Genomic DNA, 16,923 nt, shown 5'->3' on the forward strand with positions numbered 1-16,923 from the left:
GTGTAGGGTGCGCCGCGCGCACCAATAACCCGTGCTAGAACGCGAAGCTCTCCTCGTCCAAGGCCATCAAACAATCCGCCCCTCCCAGCAAGGATTCGCGGTGCGCGCTGGCGCGTGGCAGCACACGGCGCAGGTAGAACTGCGCGCTGTGCAGCTTGCCCTGGTAGAACGCTGCCTCGCCGCTGCCCGCCTCCAGCGCATCCTGCGCTCGCGCCGCCGCCTGCAGCCAGAAACCAGCCAGCAGCAGATAAGCCGAGTACTGGAGGAAATCCACCGAGGTAGCACCGATCTCCTGCGGGTCACGCTGACAGGCTGCGATCACGGCACTGCTCAGCTCGCGCCATTCACCGAGACGCGCCTGTACCACGGCCGCCATCTCCACCAGTGCCGAGCGACCGACCTGGGCGTCGCACAGCTCGCTGAACTCGGCCTGCATGGCAGACAGCTCGGCACCACCGTCGCCCAGCAGCTTGCGACGGATATAGTCCAGCGCCTGGATGCCGTTGGTGCCCTCGTAGAGCTGGGTGATGCGGCTGTCGCGCATCAACTGCTCCATGCCCCACTCGCGGATGAAGCCGTGCCCGCCGTATATCTGTACGCCGTGGCTGGCCACTTCCTGGCCCATGTCGGTGAAGAACGCCTTGACGATGGGAATCAGCAGCGCCGCGCGCTTGCCGGCCGCCTTGCGCGCCTCGGCCGACTCGGCGCCGTGCTCCAGATCGAGCTGGCGCGCGGTGTAGGCAGCGAGCATGCGACTGCCTTCGACCAGGGTCTTCTGGGTCAACAGCATGCGTCGCACGTCGGGATGCACGATGATCGGGTCGGCCGCCTTGTCCGGCGCCTGTACGCCGGCCAGACCGCGCGACTGCAGGCGCTCACGGGCATAACGCAGCGCGCCTTGGAAGGACGCCTCGCCGATGCCGAGACCCTGCAGACCGACCTGAAAGCGCGCGTCATTCATCATGGTGAACATGCAGGCCAGGCCCTGGTTGGCCTCGCCCACCAGCCAGCCGCTGGCGCCGTCGAAGTTCATCACGCAGGTGGAGGCGCCCTTGATGCCCATCTTGTGCTCGATGGCGCCGCACGACAGCGTGTTGCGTTCGCCCGGCTCACCGATCTCGTTGGCGATAAACTTCGGCACCAGCAGCAGGCTGATGCCCTTCACGCCCGCCGGCGCATCCGGCAGACGCGCCAGTACCAGGTGGATGATGTTTTCCGACAGATCCTGCTCGCCGCCACTGATGAAGATCTTGCTGCCGCTGACGCGATAGCTGCCGTCGGCCTGCGGCTCGGCGCGAGTACGCAACAGCGCCAGATCGGTGCCAGCCTGCGGCTCGGTCAGGCACATGGTGCCGGTCCATTGGCCGCTGACCAGCTTGCCCAGGTAATGCTGTTTCAGCGTTTCGCTGCCGTGCTTGTGCAGCGCCAGCACCGCGCCCTCGGTTAGCCCGGAGTAAACGCGGAAGGACAGCGAAGCGCCCATCAGCATCTCATGGAAGGCGAAAGCCACCAGTTGCGGAAAGCCCTGGCCGCCGTGCTCCACCGGCCCGGTCATGCTCGCCCAGCCGTTGTCCACGTATTGCTGGTAGGCCTCGCGAAAACCCTTGGGCGTGGTCACCGCGCCGTCGCGCAGTTGGCAGCCTTGCTCATCGCTGTTGCGATTGAGCGGTGCGACCTCACCGGCAGCGAAGGCCGCAGCCTCCTCCAGCACGCCGTCGATCAGCTCGCGGTCCAGGCCGTTGCCCAGGCGTTCGCAGTGGCCGGTAGCATCGAACAGCTCGTGCAGCACGAAACGCATGTCGCGCAATGGCGCCTGATAGCTCATACCCGGCCCTCCTGTACGTCGCTGAAGTGCTTGTTCTCGCTGGCCAGGCGCTCGATCAACGGCGCTGGTTGCCAATGGCTGCCGAAGCGTTCGGCCAGGTGCCGCAGGCGCTGACCAATGGCGCCGACGCCCTCGCCATCGGCCCAACTCATCGGGCCACCGCGCTCGATGGGAAACCCGTAGCCGTTGAGGTAGACCAGATCGATGTCGTGGCTGTTGGCTGCGATGTTCTCTTCAAGAATCTTCGCCCCTTCGTTGACCAGTGCCAGCAGGCAGCGCTCGAGAATCTCCTCGTTGCCAATATCACGGCGACTAAAGCCCAGACGCTCGGACTCGGCCTGCACCAGCGCGTCCACCTGCGGGTCGTGCTCGGCCTGGCGACTACCCGGTGCGTACAGGTAATAACCCTTGCCGCTCTTCTGGCCGAAGCGCCCCTGTTCGCACAAGCGGTTATCCACCTGCACCGCCGGGTCGTCCTGACCCTGGCCGGCCAGTTCACGGGCGCGCCACTCCAGATCGATGCCGACCACGTCGTACATGCGAAACGGTCCCATGGCGAAGCCAAAGCCCTGCAGCGCCGCATCCACCTGATGCGGCCAGGCGCCTTCGAGCAGCAACATGCGCGCCTCGCGCACGTAGTTGTGCAGCATGCGGTTGCCGATGAAACCATGGCAGTTGCCGGCCACCACCGCCACCTTGCCCATGCGCGCGCCCAGTTCCTGCGTGGCCTGCAGCACGGCTGGTGCGGTTTCGGCGCCCCGCACGATTTCCAGCAGTTTCATGATGTGCGCCGGGCTGAAGAAGTGCAGGCCCAGCACCGCTTCTGGCCGCGAAGTGACCGCGGCGATGGCGTCGATATCCAGCGCCGAGGTGTTGCTGGCGAGGATGGCGCCGGGCGTCATCACCGCGTCCAGCTCGCGGAAGATGCGCTGCTTGAGTTCGAGGTTCTCGTACACCGCCTCGATCACCAGGTCAGCGTCGGCCAACGCCGCATAGCTGTCCACCGCTTCGATACGTGCGCGTCGCGCCGCCGCTTCCAGTGAAGCGATACGGCCCTTGGCGACGTTATGCGCCCAGGTTTCCTCGGCCATCGCCAGGCCCTGCTCGACCATCTGCGGGTTGTTGTCCAGCCACAGCACGCGCAAGCCGGCATTGGCCAGGCTGATGACGATGCCGCGGCCCATGGTGCCGGCACCGATCACGGCGGCACAGCGAAGCGGCGAGACGACTTGAGTCATTGTTGTTCCTCTCGAATACGCAGGGAAAAGCTTGGGTCACGATAAGCAAGCCGCTACTATTTTTGAAATTTAGTCTTGTGATACGACGTATTCAGCAGATGAATTTCAGCAACTTCGACCTCAACCTGCTGCGCGTGCTCGATGCCCTGTTGCGTGAGCAGAACGTGTCGCGCGCCGCCGAGCGCCTGTCCCTCAGCCAGCCCGCCGTGAGCAATGCACTGGGCCGCCTGCGTGAACTGCTCGACGACCCGCTGCTGGTACGCGTGGGCCGGCGCATGCAACCGACACCCCGGGCGCTGGCGCTGGAGGCGCCGATTCGCAGCGCCCTGCGCCAGCTGGAACAAAGCCTGAGCGCCGGGGAAAGCTTCGATCCCGGCGAGAGTCGCCAGCGCTTTCGCATCGCCGTCACCGACTATGTGGAGCTGGTGTGCATGCCGCGCCTGCTCGACCGCCTGAGCCAAAAAGCGCCGGGTATCGGCATCGATATTCGCCACCTCAGCCCGAGCCTGCCGATGGAGGCGCTGGACAAGGGCGAGTTGGATCTGGTGCTGGGCCGCTTCGACGAGATTCCTGCGCGCTTCGCTCGCCGTCACTGGATGAGCGAGACACTCAAGCTGGCGGCGCGCAACGACCACCCGCTACTGCAGGCGCAACCGGACCTGGCCACCTTCCTGCGCCTGCGCCACCTCTGGGTGCATGGCGGGCAGACCCGCGGCATGGTCGACCAGTGGCTGGGCGAGCAAGGCCTGTCGCGGCAGATTCTCTACACCACGCCGAACTACCTGCAGGCCGCGCATATCGTCGCCGGTAGCGAACTGACTGCGGTGCTGCCAACCGCTCTAGCTCGGCATTTCGCCACGCTGCTGCCGCTGCAGTTATTCGAACTGCCCTTCACTCTCGGCCCCTTCCACCTGGAAGTGGTCAGCCTGGCGCAGCGCCAACGCGATGCCGCGCTGCAATGGCTGATCGAAGAAATCGTCGCAGTCGCGGAGTAGTTTTGTAGGGCGGGTGCAACCCGCCATTGCCGAAGCGACGGATTGCACCCGCCCTACGCATCGGCCTGTCGGTCGGCGCGGCCGCCCAGATACCAGCCGAGCACGCCCCATAGCGCGGCGCACAGCGCCCCGACCATGGCCACCAGCCAGGCACCGTGACCGAGCATGTCCAGCCCGGCCTTGGCCCAGCCGCTGAGGGCATCACCGCCGCGATAGACCACGGTATCGATGAAGTTCTTCGCCTTGTATTTGCTCTCGGCGTCCAGCGGGGCGAAGAGCATTTCCCGCCCCGGCCGGACGAAGGCATATTCACCGATGCGGCGCACGATCATCAGCGCCGCCAGCATGGCGAAGGTCGGCGCCAGCGCCAGGCCGATAAAGCCCAAGCACACCAGCGCCGGCACGATCGACAGCAGCACGCGCACACCGAGCTTCTGCGCCACCCGACCGGTGATGAACAACTGCGCGGCCAGGGCGCCGGCCTGCACGACGAAATCGATCACCCCGAACACCTTCACCTGCGCGGCGCGATCCGGAAACAGCTCGGCCACCAGGCGCGCCTGCTCGAAGTAGAGAAAGGTGCTGACCGAGGTCAGCAACAGGATGAACGCACCGATGCCGAGCAAGTAGCGCGAGCCGAGCATGCGCGTCAGACCGCTGAAAGGGTTGCCCGGTACCGGACGTCGTGGGCTCTCGCCGCTCACTGCCCCCGGTCTCCCGGCGCCCTGCTGTTCACGCCAAACCATCAGGTAACGCTTGAACCCCATCGCCGCCCCCAGCAGCACGGCCGCCATCAGCATCAAGCCAGACTCGCCGACGCTCCCGATCAGCAGCGTGCTCAGTAGCGGCCCACAAAGCCCACCGACGCTGGCGCCCGCCGCGATGAAGGCGAACAGCCGGCGCGCCTGGGCGCCATCGAACACGTCGGCCATCAGGCTCCAGGCCACCGAAACGACGAACAGGTTGTAGACCGAGATCCATACGTAGAACACCCGCGCCAGCCACACGCTGTCATGGTCGACGCGAAACAGCAGGACGAAGGCGAGCAGGTTGAGGCAGAAGAAACCGTACACCCAGTCGATGAAATGAATGCGCGGCACTTTCGAGTTGAGCCAGGCAAACAGCGGCACGGCCAGCAGCATGACGACGAAGGTGGCAGTGAACAGCCACTGCAGGTTGTTCACTCCGCCAGTGATGCCCATTGCCTCGCGGATCGGCCGCAACATGAAGTAGCCGGCGAACAGGCAGAAGAACAGGGCGAAGCCGGCCAGTACCGCAGCCAGTTCTTCGCCCTCGGCATTGATCGCCCGTGCCAGGCGCCGAGTGAGCGCCTGCATCTCAGGCAAACAGTTCGATGATGCGCTGGCGCTGCGCCGCGTCGGGCAGACGGCCCTGGCCGGCAAGGATATTGTCGGCCATGTAGCGCGGCGTAGAGGTCGCCGGAATCACTGCGGTCACCGCCGGGTTGGCGAGGATGAACTTGAGCATCAACTGCGCCCAGGACGTGGCGTCCAGTTCCACCGCTGCCCAGTCCGGCAGGCTTTTGCCCTTGACCCGGTCGAACAGTGCCGAGCGCTGGAACGGCCGGTTGATCAGCACCGCAATGCCCTTGTCGGCGCAGTAGGGCAACAGCTCGCGCTCGGCGTTGCGCTCACCGATGGAGTAGTTGAACTGAACGAAATCCACCGGTTCCTTGCGCAGCACCTCAAGCAGGCGCTCATGGGCGGAATCCAGATAGTGGGTGACGCCGATGTAACGTACCCGTCCCTGCTCTTTCAGCTCGCGCAACAGACCAAGCTGGGTACTGGTGTCCTGCAGGTTGTGCACCTGCATCAGGTCGATAGTGTCGGTGCGCAGAGCGGCGAAGCTGGCCTCGACCTGACGCTCGCCAGCAGAACGCCCGGTGGACGACACCTTGCTGGCCAAGAACAGTTTCTTGCGCATGCCGTCTTCGGCAGCCAAGGCGCCGCACACGGCCTCAGCCCGCCCGTAGCTGGGCGCGGTATCCACCAGGCTGGCGCTGCCGTTGACCAGTGCCTGCAGCACTTCACGCAAGGGTTGCAGCGCCGCCTCGGTCATCGCCACGTCATGCGTGCGCGACGTTCCCAGGCCGATCACCGGCAACTGCTCGCCGCTGCTGGGAATCGCCCGCGTCAGCAAGGTTTCGGAGGCGAAAACAGAGGACGGTAGCCAGGGCATCAGCGCGGCTAACGCCGCCAGGCTGGCGCTGCCTTGCAGGACTCGACGACGACTGGGCATGGCGTGGTTCCTCGAACAGTGACCGATTGGTTATAGGCACTGACCACGCTCGAACCAAGGCGTTACATCCACTACAGGTTCGGTAGCGACCGAGAACGACGGAGAGGAATACGCTGGAACCCGGCTATGACGGGAGCGAGAGAGAAACTGCAGCAGTTTACGGACGCAATATCCGGTAACCAAAAATGCCGCTGCGCCAGGCGGGATAACGGCGCAGCGGTCGGGAAAGCGTTTCAGGCAGCGCGCGAAGCAGAGTCGCTGATCAGCATGCCGTGGGAGACGAGATAGCAGCGGTGACCGTGCTGCAGGGTCAGGGGATTGCGACTGGAAATGATCCAGCCTTTGCTCAGCAGTTGCTCGATATGAGCCCGCAGAGCGGGTAGATGGCGCTGTTCCTTCATAGCCGACCTCTCGTTGAATGGGTGCCCAGCACCCGCTGGTTCATCCGTGACACAGATCGCAAAATTGTAGTGGCGCTATGCCAGGAACGTAAGCGGCGCAATTCTGCATTTTATTGTAGGACATTCGCTATACCCCCATGGAATCAGGGCCGCGCCAGCGCCGTTCGCTGTGTGTCGTGCGGGCTGGAGAACAGCAGATAATCGTCCTCCAGCTTGCCGTAGCGCAGCAGCGCCAAATCGAGCAGGTAGTTCTGGTGCAGCTTCCATGGCACCCGGTCGCCCTGAGCGGGGAGCAGGTGCGCCGCGCGCTCGATATAGCCTGATTGCAGGTCGAGAAAGGGCTCCTGGCGGATATCGCCTGCGCTGTCACGAGGCGTCACCTGGCGCATGCCGATGGCCTCCAGATGATTGATCAGGCGGCAGAAGTATTCGCTGGAAAGGTCGGCCTTGAGCGTCCAGCTGGCGTTGGTATAGCCCATCACCACCGCCAGGTTGGGCAAGTCGCGCAGCATGATGCCGCGATAACCCATGCTCTTCGGCGCCTCGAAGGGCGCGCCATCGACGCTCACGGCGATGCCGCCGAACAACTGCAGATACAGGCCGGTAGCACTGACGATCACGTCGGCAGCCAGCTCTTCACCGTTTTTCAGGCGGATGCCCTGCGTGGTCAAGCGCTCGATCTCGGCGGTCACCACCTGCGCCTTGCCGTGGCGCAGCACCCGGAACAGATCACCGTCCGGCACCGCGCAGACGCGCTGGTCCCAAGGCTTGTAGCGGGGGCTGAAGTGGCGCAGATCGACGCCACCCAATTGCCGCCGCACCAAGCCCAGCAGCACCCGGCGCACCAGGTTGGGAAAACGCTTGGCCAGCTTGTAGAAGACCAGCTGCAGGGTCACGTTGCGTCCGCGTGCCAGGCGATACACCCACTTCTCGGGCAGGACGCGGCGTAGCGCATTGGACAGCGCATCGCGCTGCGGCAGGTTGATCACGTAACTGGGCGAGCGCTGCAGCATGGTGACCAGCGCCCCCTGTTCGGCCAGCGCCGGCACCAGGGTCACGGCGGTAGCACCGCTACCGATCACCAGCACGCGCTTGCCGTTGCAGTCGAAGCCCTCCGGCCACAGCTGCGGGTGAATGAACGTGCCCTGAAAATCCTCGCGGCCGACGAACTCCGGCGTGTAGCCGGCTTCGTAGCGGTAGTAGCCGGTGCACATCATCAGGAACTGGCAGCTCATGTGCAGCGGCTCGCTGTCGTCGCCGCGCTGCACCAGCAGTTGCCAGGTGGCGCTGGTACTGCACCAATCGGCCTTGAGCACTCTGTGCCGATAGCGGATCAGTCGGTCGACACCATGCTCGGCGGCGGTCTGCTCGATGTAATGACGGATCGACGGGCCGTCAGCAATGGCCTGCGGGTCACTCCAGGGCTTGAAGTTGTAGCCCAGGGTGTACATGTCCGAGTCGGAGCGGATGCCCGGATAACGAAACAGATCCCAGGTCCCGCCCATGGCCTCGCGCCCTTCCAGAATGGCGAAGCGCTTGCCCGGGCACAGGCGCTTGAGGTGGCAGGCGGCACCGACACCGGACAGGCCAGCGCCGATGATCAGAACATCCAGGTGTTCCACGGACATGAGACACACTCGCTAGAGATGAATGCTGAGCTTCACCCTAGTCGAGAACGCTGTCATCCGTTCTTTCGTGTGGCTAGAGTGGCTCAGGAACAACCGACGAGAGCGCTCATGAACACGGCCAACTGGGAACTGCTGTCCTACATCGTCACCGTGGTGGCGTTGCCGTTCGCCATCGCCGTCTTTCTCTTCGAGCAACGCAAGGAACGGCAGAACGAGGAAGACGCCACCTGGCAGCAGGTGTCCGACGCCTACATCGACTTTCTCGAAGTGGTACTGGCCAACCCCGATCTGCGCCTGCGCAGCCAGCACGCCACGGCCGACCTCAGCGAAGAGCAGCAGGAGCGCATGCTGGTGATCTTCGACATGCTGGTCTCGCTGTTCGAGCGCGCCTACCTGCTGCTCTACGAACCGAAGATGGACGAGAAACGCCGGCGCCGCTGGCACTCCTGGGAGGATTACATGCGCGAATGGAGTCGCCGCGAGGACTTCCGCGAGCGTCTGCCGCAATTGCTGCGCGGCGAAGATCCTGGCTTCGCAAGCTATATCCAGCAACTGGCCCGAGAAGAGGCACAGAACGCCGAGTGAATAGCGCGACTGGCCGGATGCGCCCGTGCGGCGCTAAGCTGTGCCGATGACCACTCCCTACCTGACCTTGCAGCAGACCAGCAGCACGGACGCCGCCAGCGGCTTGCGGCTGGGTGGCGACTGGACGCTGGCCCACTACAGCCAGCTCGAACCCCAGGTGCTGGCCCTGCGCGAACGCGTGAAGAGCAAGGACCCCGTCGACCTCAGCCAGCTCGCCGCCCTGGATACCGCCGGCGCCGCCCTGCTGGTGGAGCTGTTCGGCAGCGAACGCCTAAGTCAACTGATCAAGCAGAGCGAACTCGACGAACAACGCCGCGCACTGCTGCTGACAGTGGCCGATGCCATGGCCGACAGCCAGCATGCTCAGACGCCGCCGGAGCCGTCGGTGCTGCGTGAAGTACTTGGGCACATCGGCGAAGTGGTCGAAAGCATGTGGCACCAGGGCCGCGCGTTGCTCGGGTTCATGGGCCTGACCCTGACCAGCATGCTGGCGATACTGGTGCGGCCGACGCGCTGGCGCCTGACCTCGCTGACCGCGCATTTGGAACAATGCGGGCTCAACGCCGTGCCCATCGTCGCCCTGCTGACCTTTCTGGTGGGCGCCGTGGTGGCCTTTCTCGGCGCGACCATCCTCGCCGACTTCGGCGCCAGCATATACACGGTGAATCTGGTGGCCTTCTCCTTCCTGCGCGAATTCGGTGTGCTGCTCACTGCGATTCTCATGGCCGGCCGCACCGCAAGCGCCTTCACCGCGCAGATCGGCTCGATGAAGGCCAACGAGGAAATCGACGCCATCCGCACCCTCGGCCTGAGCCCCATCGAACTGCTGGTGCTGCCGCGCGTTTTCGCCATGCTCATCGCCCTGCCGATATTGACCTTCATCGCCATGCTCAGCGGCATGCTCGGCGGCGCTCTGGTCTGCGCGCTGTCACTGGATATTCCGCTGGCCATGTACCTGTCGATCCTGCAGGAAAGCGACCTGCTGCGGCACTTTCTGGTCGGCCTGCTAAAGGCGCCGATCTTCGCCTTCCTGATCGCTCTGATCGGCTGCCTGGAAGGTTTCAAGGTCAGCGGCAGTGCGCAGTCGGTGGGCGAGCACACCACCTCGGCGGTGGTGCAATCGATCTTCGTGGTCATCCTGCTCGACGCCCTGGCGGCGTTGTTCCTGATGGAGATGGGCTGGTGAGCCGGGAGACCGTCATCGAGGTACGCGACCTGAGCAATCGCTTCGGTAGTCAGGTGGTGCACGAGCACCTGGATTTCGATCTTTATCGCGGCGAGATCCTCGGCGTGGTCGGTGGCTCCGGTACCGGCAAATCCGTGCTGCTGCGCAGCATCGTCGGCCTGCGCCAACCCAATGCCGGCACCGTGCGGGTATTCGGTGAGGAGTTGCTGAGCCTGCCGGCCGAGCGGCGTTCGTTGCTGGAGCGGCGCTTCGGCGTGCTCTACCAGCGCGGCGCGCTGTTCTCCTCGCTGACCGTCAGCGAGAACATCGCCCTGCCGCTGATCGAACACGCCGGCCTGTCGCGCGCTGCAGCCGAGCGCCTGGCCAGGGTCAAGATCGCCCTCGCCGGCCTACCGCAGGACGCCGGCAGCAAGTACCCCAGCTCGCTGTCCGGCGGCATGGTCAAACGCGCCGCCCTGGCCCGCGCCCTGGCGCTCGACCCGGACATCCTGTTTCTCGACGAACCCACCGCCGGCCTCGACCCGATTGGCGCGGCGGCCTTCGACCAATTGATCCGCACCCTCAGCGACAGCCTCGGTCTGAGTGTGTTTCTGGTGACCCACGACCTGGACACGCTCTACAGCATCTGCGACCGGGTCGCGGTGCTGGCGCAGAAGAAGGTGCTGGTGGCCGACCGCCTGGACGTGGTGGCTGCCACCGACAACGCCTGGATTCAGGAATATTTTCACGGCCCGCGTGGACGCGCGGCTGCACAGGCCGCTGCGGCGGTAGGGAGTCAATGAATGGAACCCAGAGCCCATCATGTGCTGATCGGCCTGTTTACCGTACTCACGGTGGGCGCCGCGCTGCTGTTCGGCCTGTGGCTGAACAAGGCCGGCGCTGACCGCGCCGTTACCGACTACGAGGTGATCTTCAACGAGGCGGTTACCGGCCTGTCGCAAGGCAGCGCCGTGCAGTACAGCGGGATCAAGGTCGGCGATGTAATCAGCCTGGGGCTCGACCCGGACGACCCGCGTACCGTGCGGGCGCGGATTCGCATCGTCGGCCAGACACCGATCAAACAGGATACCCGCGCCCGCCTGGCGATTACCGGCATCACCGGCCTGGCGGTGATCCAGCTGCATGGCGGCAGCCCGGAAAGCCCGGCACTGGAAAGCCAGAATGGAGAACCCGGCATCATCATCGCCGACCGCTCACCTCTCTCACGGCTGATGGCCAACGGCGAAGACCTGGTGGTCAACATCACTCGCCTGCTCAACCGCGCCAACCGAATGCTCTCGCGCGAGAACGCCGAGCGCGTATCGCGCACCCTGGAGAATCTGGAGCAGGCCACCGCGGGTATCGCCGAGCAGCGCGATGAATTGGGCGAAGTCCTGCGCCACACCAGTGCCGCCACCCGTGAAGCGGCCGAGTTGATGCGCACGGCCAATGGCCTGCTCGACGGCCAGGGCAGCCAGGTACTGGCCAATGCCGAACGCCTGATGGCCTCGCTGGAACGCAGCAGCCGCAATATCGAGGAGCTACTGCAGAGCAACCGCAGCGCGCTGGACAACGGCATGCAGGGCCTCGGCGAACTGGGCCCAGCGATTGGTGAACTGCGCGACACCCTCGGCGCCCTGCGTAGCTTCTCGCGCCGCCTGGAGCAGGACCCCACCGGCTACCTGCTGCGCAACGACAGCATCAAGGAGTTCCAACCATGAAGCGCCTGTCCCTGCTGCTGGCCGCTGGCCTGCTCAGCGCTTGCTCGATCCTGCCACAGAGCGAACCGCTGGATATCTACCTGCTACCAGGCGCCGCGTTACCGACGCAGACCCAGCGCGTCGACTGGTCATTGCGCATCAACAGCCCGGTCAGCAACCAGCTGCTCGACGGCACGCGCATCGTCGTGCTGCCCGAGCCGGGTCGAGTCAATACCTATCAGGGCGTACGCTGGAGCGAGCGCACACCTCCACTGCTGCGCGGCCGCCTGCTCGACGCCTTCCACGACGACGGCCGGGTTCAGGCGCTGAGCAATGAAGAACAACGCCTGCAGGCCGACCTGGAACTGGTCAGCGACCTGCGCAGCTTCCACAGCCAGTATCGCGACGGCGCTGCCGAGGCGCTGATCCAGCTCGACGTGCGCCTGGTCGACGCGCGTGATCAACGTATCCTCGCCAGCCGCCGCTTCAGCGTCAGCCAGCCGGCGACTGATACGTCGGTACCAGCGGTGGTAGCTGCCTTCGGCCAGGCCGGTGATCGTTTGTCCCGCGAGCTGGTGGACTGGACGCTGGCCGAAGGGCAACGCAGCCGCTGAACCGAACGGTGGACAGGGCTAGCAACCGTAGGGTGGACATGCCGAAGGTTTGTCCGCCACTTGCCAACGATCTCAATCACCGCCTGGCACCCTCAACTCGCTATCTCCCGCCCAACCCAGCGAATACGAGCCTTCGCGTACAGCACGATGAAAGCTGGAATATGGCCAGTCCCGCACACGCTCAACCCAGCCATGTTTAAGCGGATTAATGTGGATGTAGTCGAAATGTCGATTCCAATCCTCTTGATCCCTGATCAGATGCTCCCAATAGCGCCGCTGCCAGATGCCTCGCTCACGTCGCGAACCTGGTTCATGCCTCACGGGCAAACCTCGACAGAAAAGTTGTTTGATCACCATCCAGCGCTTGGCGAAATTGCTGTCGCCAGGCGGCAATGTCCACAGGCAGTGCATATGTTCCGGTAAAACCACCCAGGCATCGATAGTGAAAGGATGGCGCTCCTTGGTGGTAGCCACGGCATGCCGTAGCAAATCGATCTCGCGAATCAACAGATCGCTCTGACGATCCTGCAGATTGACGGTAAAGAAATAAGACCCGCCCGTAATCCAAACCCGCCGGTAATTCGGCATAGCCACATTCCTTGTGTATGCGGAGAAATCGTAGGGCGGACATGCCGAAGGCTTGTCCGCCAGCCCCAAGCGGTGGACAAGGCTTCGCCATGTCCACCCTACCCTCACCGAACTGATCAATCGCCCCCGGTTGCCGCAAGCCAGGCTCGCACCTCCGCGTAAGGGTAATCCTCCAGCGCAGCAAAGCCGGCCAACTGACGTGCCTTGAGCTTGGTCAACAGCGGCGTGGTCACGCCACAGAGAAAACGCGTCAGGCACTCGTGGCTCGGTTTGTGGCCGGCATGCTGCAGGTATTTTTCGACTAAGGCCGCGCACAGTGCCTGCGCGTCGCGCCCCCTCAACGGCGGCAGCTCCGGCGGTTGCGGCAGGCTCGCGACATGGCCCTGGCATACCGAGCAATGTCCACAATGTTCGGGCGCCTGCTCATCGCCAAAGTACAGCGCCAGGCGCCGGCTCAAGCACTCGCGACTCTCGAACAAACCGAGCATGGCCTGGATACGGGCGATTTCGCTGGCCTCGTGAGCGCAAAAGTGCGCGTGCAGATCATTGGCCAGCGCCACCTCATCGAAGTCGCCATCGAGCACGGCATAGACCTCGGTCATCTGCTTGCTTTCCAGCTCCAGCCAGCCCTTTTCCTGGAAGTAATCCAGCGCCTTGACCACCCGCGCGCGCTCGGCGCCGTGATCGCGATAGAGCACGTCGAAATCCAGGGTATTCCACGTCCGCGCGCGGCGTGAGCTGGCAAGGATGGCCTCGACGAACTGGCGGCGCTCGCCCTCGAACTGCGCCAGCAGCGCGTCGTCGTCCAGCAGCAGCTTGAAGCGGTACTCGGCGAAGTAGGCATAACGCGGCGCGATGACGCTGCGCAGTTCCAGCTGCACCAGCAGGGTCTTCAGCGGTAGCGCGCGGATATTGCTCAGATCCGCCAGTTGCCCGAGCATCAGCTCCCACTGCCCGCCCGTGCCGACCGCCCGCAGATCGTCGAGCACGGCGCGAATGCCGCTGAGCTCCGGCGTGTCACCGTAGACGAAATTCTCCAGCACGCTGAGACCGTCGCGGCTGGCCAGCACCAGGCAGTCCGAGGCCTGGCCGTCACGTCCGGCGCGGCCGATTTCCTGGCTGTAGTTCTCCACCGACTTGGGCAGATCGAAGTGCACCACGTTGCGGATGTCGCGCTTGTCGATGCCCATGCCGAAGGCGATGGTGGCGACGATGCACTCCAGTTCGCCAGCCATGAACCGGCGCTGGATCGACTCACGTACGTCATGCGCCATACCCGCGTGATAAGCGCTCACCGCCAGACCGTCTCGCGCCAGGCGCTCGGCGACCTGCTCGGCAGTTTTCTGTTGGGTGACGTAGACGATACTCGCCTGGCCACGCCGCGGCGCCAGCCATTGCTGCAGGCGCTGCGCCTTGGCGCCACCAGGCACCGGCTCGACCAGCAAGTTGAGGTTGGGCCGGTAGAAACCGGTGGTGACCACGTCTGCTTCAGCAATGGCGAACTTCTCGCGCATGTCGACGATCACCTTGGGCGTCGCCGTGGCGGTCAGCAGCAGCACCTGGGTGATGCCGAACTGGCGCTGATAGTCGGGCAACTTGAGGTAATCCGGGCGGAAGTTGTGGCCCCACTCGGAGATGCAGTGCGCTTCGTCGACCACCAACAGGGAGATCGGTACCTGAGCGATGAAATTGCGAAAACGCTCGTTCTTCAGGCGCTCCACCGAGATCATCAGGATCTTCAGCTCGCCACTGCGGGCGCGGCTCATCACCTCTGCAGCCTGCTCGCGGCTCTGCGCCGAGTCGATGCTGGCCGCCGCAATACCGTGGGCGTGGAGGAAGGCCAGCTGGTCCTGCATCAGCGCCAGCAGCGGCGAAATCACCAGGGTCAGGTGCGGCAGGTGCAGCGCCGGCAGTTGGTAGCAGAGGGACTTGCCCGAGCCAGTGGGGAAGATCGCCGCCGCCGAGCGACCGGCGAGCACGGTGCTGATCACCGTTTCCTGGCCGGGTCGCAGTTGATCGAAGCCAAAGACACGTTTGAGGGTGGACATGCGCTGTCACTCCATTGACCGCTGAATGGTCCCTGACCATAACGCGGTTAGGTAGGGTGCGCCATGCGCACCGACAGAATCCCGTGGAGAACCGGTGGCAAGGCGCCCCCTACCTCGGACACTGTATGTAGCCCGGATGAAATCCGGGAAGGGTCACCGGCCTGCTGTGTGCGTCCTCGTAGGGCGGGTGCAACCCGACACGCTGGCCACGGCGGGTTTCACCCGCCCTACACGGCACCCGGCCTCCAACAACGACAAAGCCGCCCGAAGGCGGCTTTGTCAGAGAACGGGACTCAGCTTACAGCTGCGGGCCGGCGTTCTTGATCGCTTCGCTGACATCGAACTTGGTGAAGTTGTCGATGAACAGCTTGGCCAGGCCTTTGGCGGCTTCGTCGTAGGCGTTCTGGTCTGCCCAGGTGTTGCGCGGGTTGAGCAGATTGGTCTCGACGCCCGGTACCGACTTCGGCACATCCAGGTTGATGATCGGCAGGTGCTCGGTCTCGGCACCGATGAGGGCACCGCTCTGGATGGCAGCGATCACGCCACGGGTGGTGGGGATGTTGAAACGCTTGCCGACGCCGTAGCCACCGCCAGTCCAGCCGGTGTTGACCAGGTAGACCTTGGAGCCGAAGGCATTGATGCGCTTGATCAGCAGCTCGGCGTAGACGCCAGCCGGACGTGGGAAGAACGGCGCGCCGAAGCAAGTGGAGAAGGTCGACTTGATGCCGCCGCCCGAACCCATTTCGGTGGAACCGACCAGCGCGGTGTAGCCGGACAGGAAGTGGTAAGCCGCCTGCTCGTTGTTGAGGATCGACACCGGCGGCAGTACGCCGGTCAGGTCGCAGGTCAGGAAGATCACCGCGTTCGGCTCACCGCCCAGGTTCTTCTCGCTGCGCTTCTCGACGTACTCCAGCGGGTAGGCCGCGCGGCTGTTCTGGGTCAGGCTGTCGTCGGCGTAATCCGGGGTGCGGCTGTCGTCGAGCACGACGTTTTCCAGCACGGTACCGAACTGGATGGCTTTCCAGATCACCGGCTCGTTCTTCTCGGACAGGTCGATGCACTTGGCGTAGCAACCACCTTCGACGTTGAACACCACGCCTTCGCCCCAGCCGTGCTCGTCGTCACCGATCAGGTAACGCGACTCGTCAGCGGACAGAGTGGTCTTGCCGGTGCCGGACAGGCCGAAGAACAGGGTCACGTCGCCCTCTTCGCCGATGTTGGCGGCGCAGTGCATCGGCAGCACGTCTTTTTCCGGCAGCAGGAAGTTCTGCACGGAGAACATGGCTTTCTTCATTTCACCGGCGTAACGCATGCCGGCGATCAGCACTTTCTTGGCAGCGAAGTTGATGATCACGCAGCCATCGGAGTTAGTGCCGTCACGCTCAGGCACGCACTCGAAGTTGGCGACGTTGAGCACTTGCCACTCGGAACGGCCCGCCGGGTTGTAGGCTGGCGGGTTGATGAACAGCTGACGGCCGAACAGGTTCTGCCAGGCGGTCGCGGTAGTCATTTTGACCGGCAGGTAATGCTCTTCGGCAGAGCCGACGTGCACGTGGGAAACGAAGTGTTCCTGCGCATCGTTGAAGGCAGTGACACGGTCCCACAGGGCATCGAACTTGTCGGCTGGGAACGGACGGTTGATGGCACCCCAGGCGATTTGCGCCTCGGTGCTCGGCTCCTGAACGATGAAGCGATCAGCCGGCGAGCGGCCAGTGCGATGACCAGTGCGTACGACCAGCGCGCCGTTGGCGGCCAGTTCCCCTTCACCACGGCGAATGGCTTCTTCGACCAGTTGCGCGGCGCTGATGTCGGTGTACACGGCGTTGTTGGCTTGCGTCATGAGGGTCCCCGTCGGCCGCTGGCCGAGTCTTCCGAAC

Annotated in this window: 15 protein-coding genes; 6 read left to right on the top strand and 9 right to left on the bottom strand. The window is 64.3% G+C overall.

The window, feature by feature from the left end; genetic code table 11:
- Positions 1 to 34: 34 nt before the first annotated feature.
- Together BM059_RS03490 and BM059_RS03495 are read right to left on the bottom strand one after the other, a co-directional pair.
- Positions 35 to 1,825, bottom strand: a complete 1,791-nt coding sequence (locus tag BM059_RS03490; RefSeq protein WP_074936733.1) for an acyl-CoA dehydrogenase C-terminal domain-containing protein — start codon at positions 1,823 to 1,825, stop codon at positions 35 to 37.
- Positions 1,822 to 3,063: a 3-hydroxyacyl-CoA dehydrogenase gene (locus BM059_RS03495; RefSeq protein ID WP_074936735.1), complete on the bottom strand. Its 1,242-nt coding sequence runs from the start codon at positions 3,061 to 3,063 to the stop codon at positions 1,822 to 1,824. Before BM059_RS03495 ends, BM059_RS03490 begins: the two co-directional genes overlap by 4 nt.
- A 98-nt stretch (positions 3,064 to 3,161) precedes the next feature.
- Here BM059_RS03495 and BM059_RS03500 point away from each other — a divergent pair, with 98 nt between their 5' ends.
- On the top strand, positions 3,162 to 4,058 hold the full coding sequence (locus tag BM059_RS03500) for a LysR family transcriptional regulator (RefSeq protein WP_074936737.1): 897 nt from the start codon (positions 3,162 to 3,164) through the stop codon (positions 4,056 to 4,058).
- A 53-nt stretch (positions 4,059 to 4,111) separates the two neighbouring features.
- Here BM059_RS03500 and BM059_RS03505 read toward each other — a convergent pair whose 3' ends face one another.
- From BM059_RS03505 to BM059_RS03515, 4 genes are all read right to left on the bottom strand, one after another.
- Entirely contained in the window at positions 4,112 to 5,395 is a 1,284-nt protein-coding gene (locus BM059_RS03505; protein ID WP_074936739.1) for an NTP/NDP exchange transporter, read from the bottom strand.
- 1 nt (position 5,396) lies between these two features.
- Positions 5,397 to 6,317: an aldo/keto reductase gene (locus BM059_RS03510; RefSeq protein WP_074936740.1), complete on the bottom strand. Its 921-nt coding sequence runs from the start codon at positions 6,315 to 6,317 to the stop codon at positions 5,397 to 5,399.
- Between the two features lie 233 nt (positions 6,318 to 6,550).
- Positions 6,551 to 6,718 carry a hypothetical protein gene (locus BM059_RS25360; RefSeq protein ID WP_167364552.1) on the bottom strand — a complete coding sequence of 56 codons (168 nt, stop codon included), beginning with the start codon at positions 6,716 to 6,718 and terminating at the stop codon, positions 6,551 to 6,553.
- Positions 6,719 to 6,861: 143 nt separating this feature from the next.
- A complete protein-coding gene (locus BM059_RS03515; RefSeq protein WP_074936742.1) occupies positions 6,862 to 8,346 on the bottom strand; it encodes a flavin-containing monooxygenase in 1,485 nt (494 codons plus the stop codon).
- Positions 8,347 to 8,454: 108 nt separating this feature from the next.
- Here BM059_RS03515 and BM059_RS03520 point away from each other — a divergent pair, with 108 nt between their 5' ends.
- Genes BM059_RS03520 through BM059_RS03540 form a run of 5 tightly spaced genes read left to right on the top strand, consistent with a single transcriptional unit; the run spans position 8,455 to position 12,410 of the window.
- Positions 8,455 to 8,931 carry a hypothetical protein gene (locus tag BM059_RS03520; protein ID WP_037000956.1) on the top strand — a complete coding sequence of 159 codons (477 nt, stop codon included), beginning with the start codon at positions 8,455 to 8,457 and terminating at the stop codon, positions 8,929 to 8,931.
- Positions 8,932 to 8,977: 46 nt separating this feature from the next.
- Positions 8,978 to 10,117 carry an ABC transporter permease gene (locus BM059_RS03525; protein WP_074936744.1) on the top strand — a complete coding sequence of 380 codons (1,140 nt, stop codon included), beginning with the start codon at positions 8,978 to 8,980 and terminating at the stop codon, positions 10,115 to 10,117.
- Positions 10,114 to 10,899, top strand: coding sequence for an ABC transporter ATP-binding protein (locus BM059_RS03530; protein ID WP_074936746.1), 786 nt, complete (start codon positions 10,114 to 10,116; stop codon positions 10,897 to 10,899). The genes BM059_RS03525 and BM059_RS03530 overlap by 4 nt, the downstream gene beginning before the upstream one ends.
- Positions 10,900 to 11,817, top strand: coding sequence for an MlaD family protein (locus BM059_RS03535; protein WP_074936747.1), 918 nt, complete (start codon positions 10,900 to 10,902; stop codon positions 11,815 to 11,817).
- Positions 11,814 to 12,410: an ABC-type transport auxiliary lipoprotein family protein gene (locus BM059_RS03540; RefSeq protein WP_074936749.1), complete on the top strand. Its 597-nt coding sequence runs from the start codon at positions 11,814 to 11,816 to the stop codon at positions 12,408 to 12,410. Before BM059_RS03535 ends, BM059_RS03540 begins: the two co-directional genes overlap by 4 nt.
- A 72-nt stretch (positions 12,411 to 12,482) precedes the next feature.
- Here the strand turns inward: BM059_RS03540 and BM059_RS03545 are convergent, their stop codons facing one another.
- The 3 genes from BM059_RS03545 to BM059_RS03555 all read right to left on the bottom strand — a co-directional run bounded on the left by BM059_RS03545 (position 12,483) and on the right by BM059_RS03555 (position 16,886).
- On the bottom strand, positions 12,483 to 12,998 hold the full coding sequence (locus BM059_RS03545) for an REP-associated tyrosine transposase (RefSeq protein ID WP_074936751.1): 516 nt from the start codon (positions 12,996 to 12,998) through the stop codon (positions 12,483 to 12,485).
- 116 nt (positions 12,999 to 13,114) lie between these two features.
- Positions 13,115 to 15,046, bottom strand: a complete 1,932-nt coding sequence (locus BM059_RS03550) for a RecQ family ATP-dependent DNA helicase (protein WP_074936752.1) — start codon at positions 15,044 to 15,046, stop codon at positions 13,115 to 13,117.
- A gap of 298 nt (positions 15,047 to 15,344) precedes the next feature.
- Positions 15,345 to 16,886, bottom strand: coding sequence for a phosphoenolpyruvate carboxykinase (locus BM059_RS03555; RefSeq protein WP_074936754.1), 1,542 nt, complete (start codon positions 16,884 to 16,886; stop codon positions 15,345 to 15,347).
- Between the last annotated feature and the right edge of the window lie 37 nt (positions 16,887 to 16,923).

It is taken from the genome of Ectopseudomonas composti (assembly GCF_900115475.1).
Classification (GTDB): domain Bacteria; phylum Pseudomonadota; class Gammaproteobacteria; order Pseudomonadales; family Pseudomonadaceae; genus Aquipseudomonas; species Aquipseudomonas composti.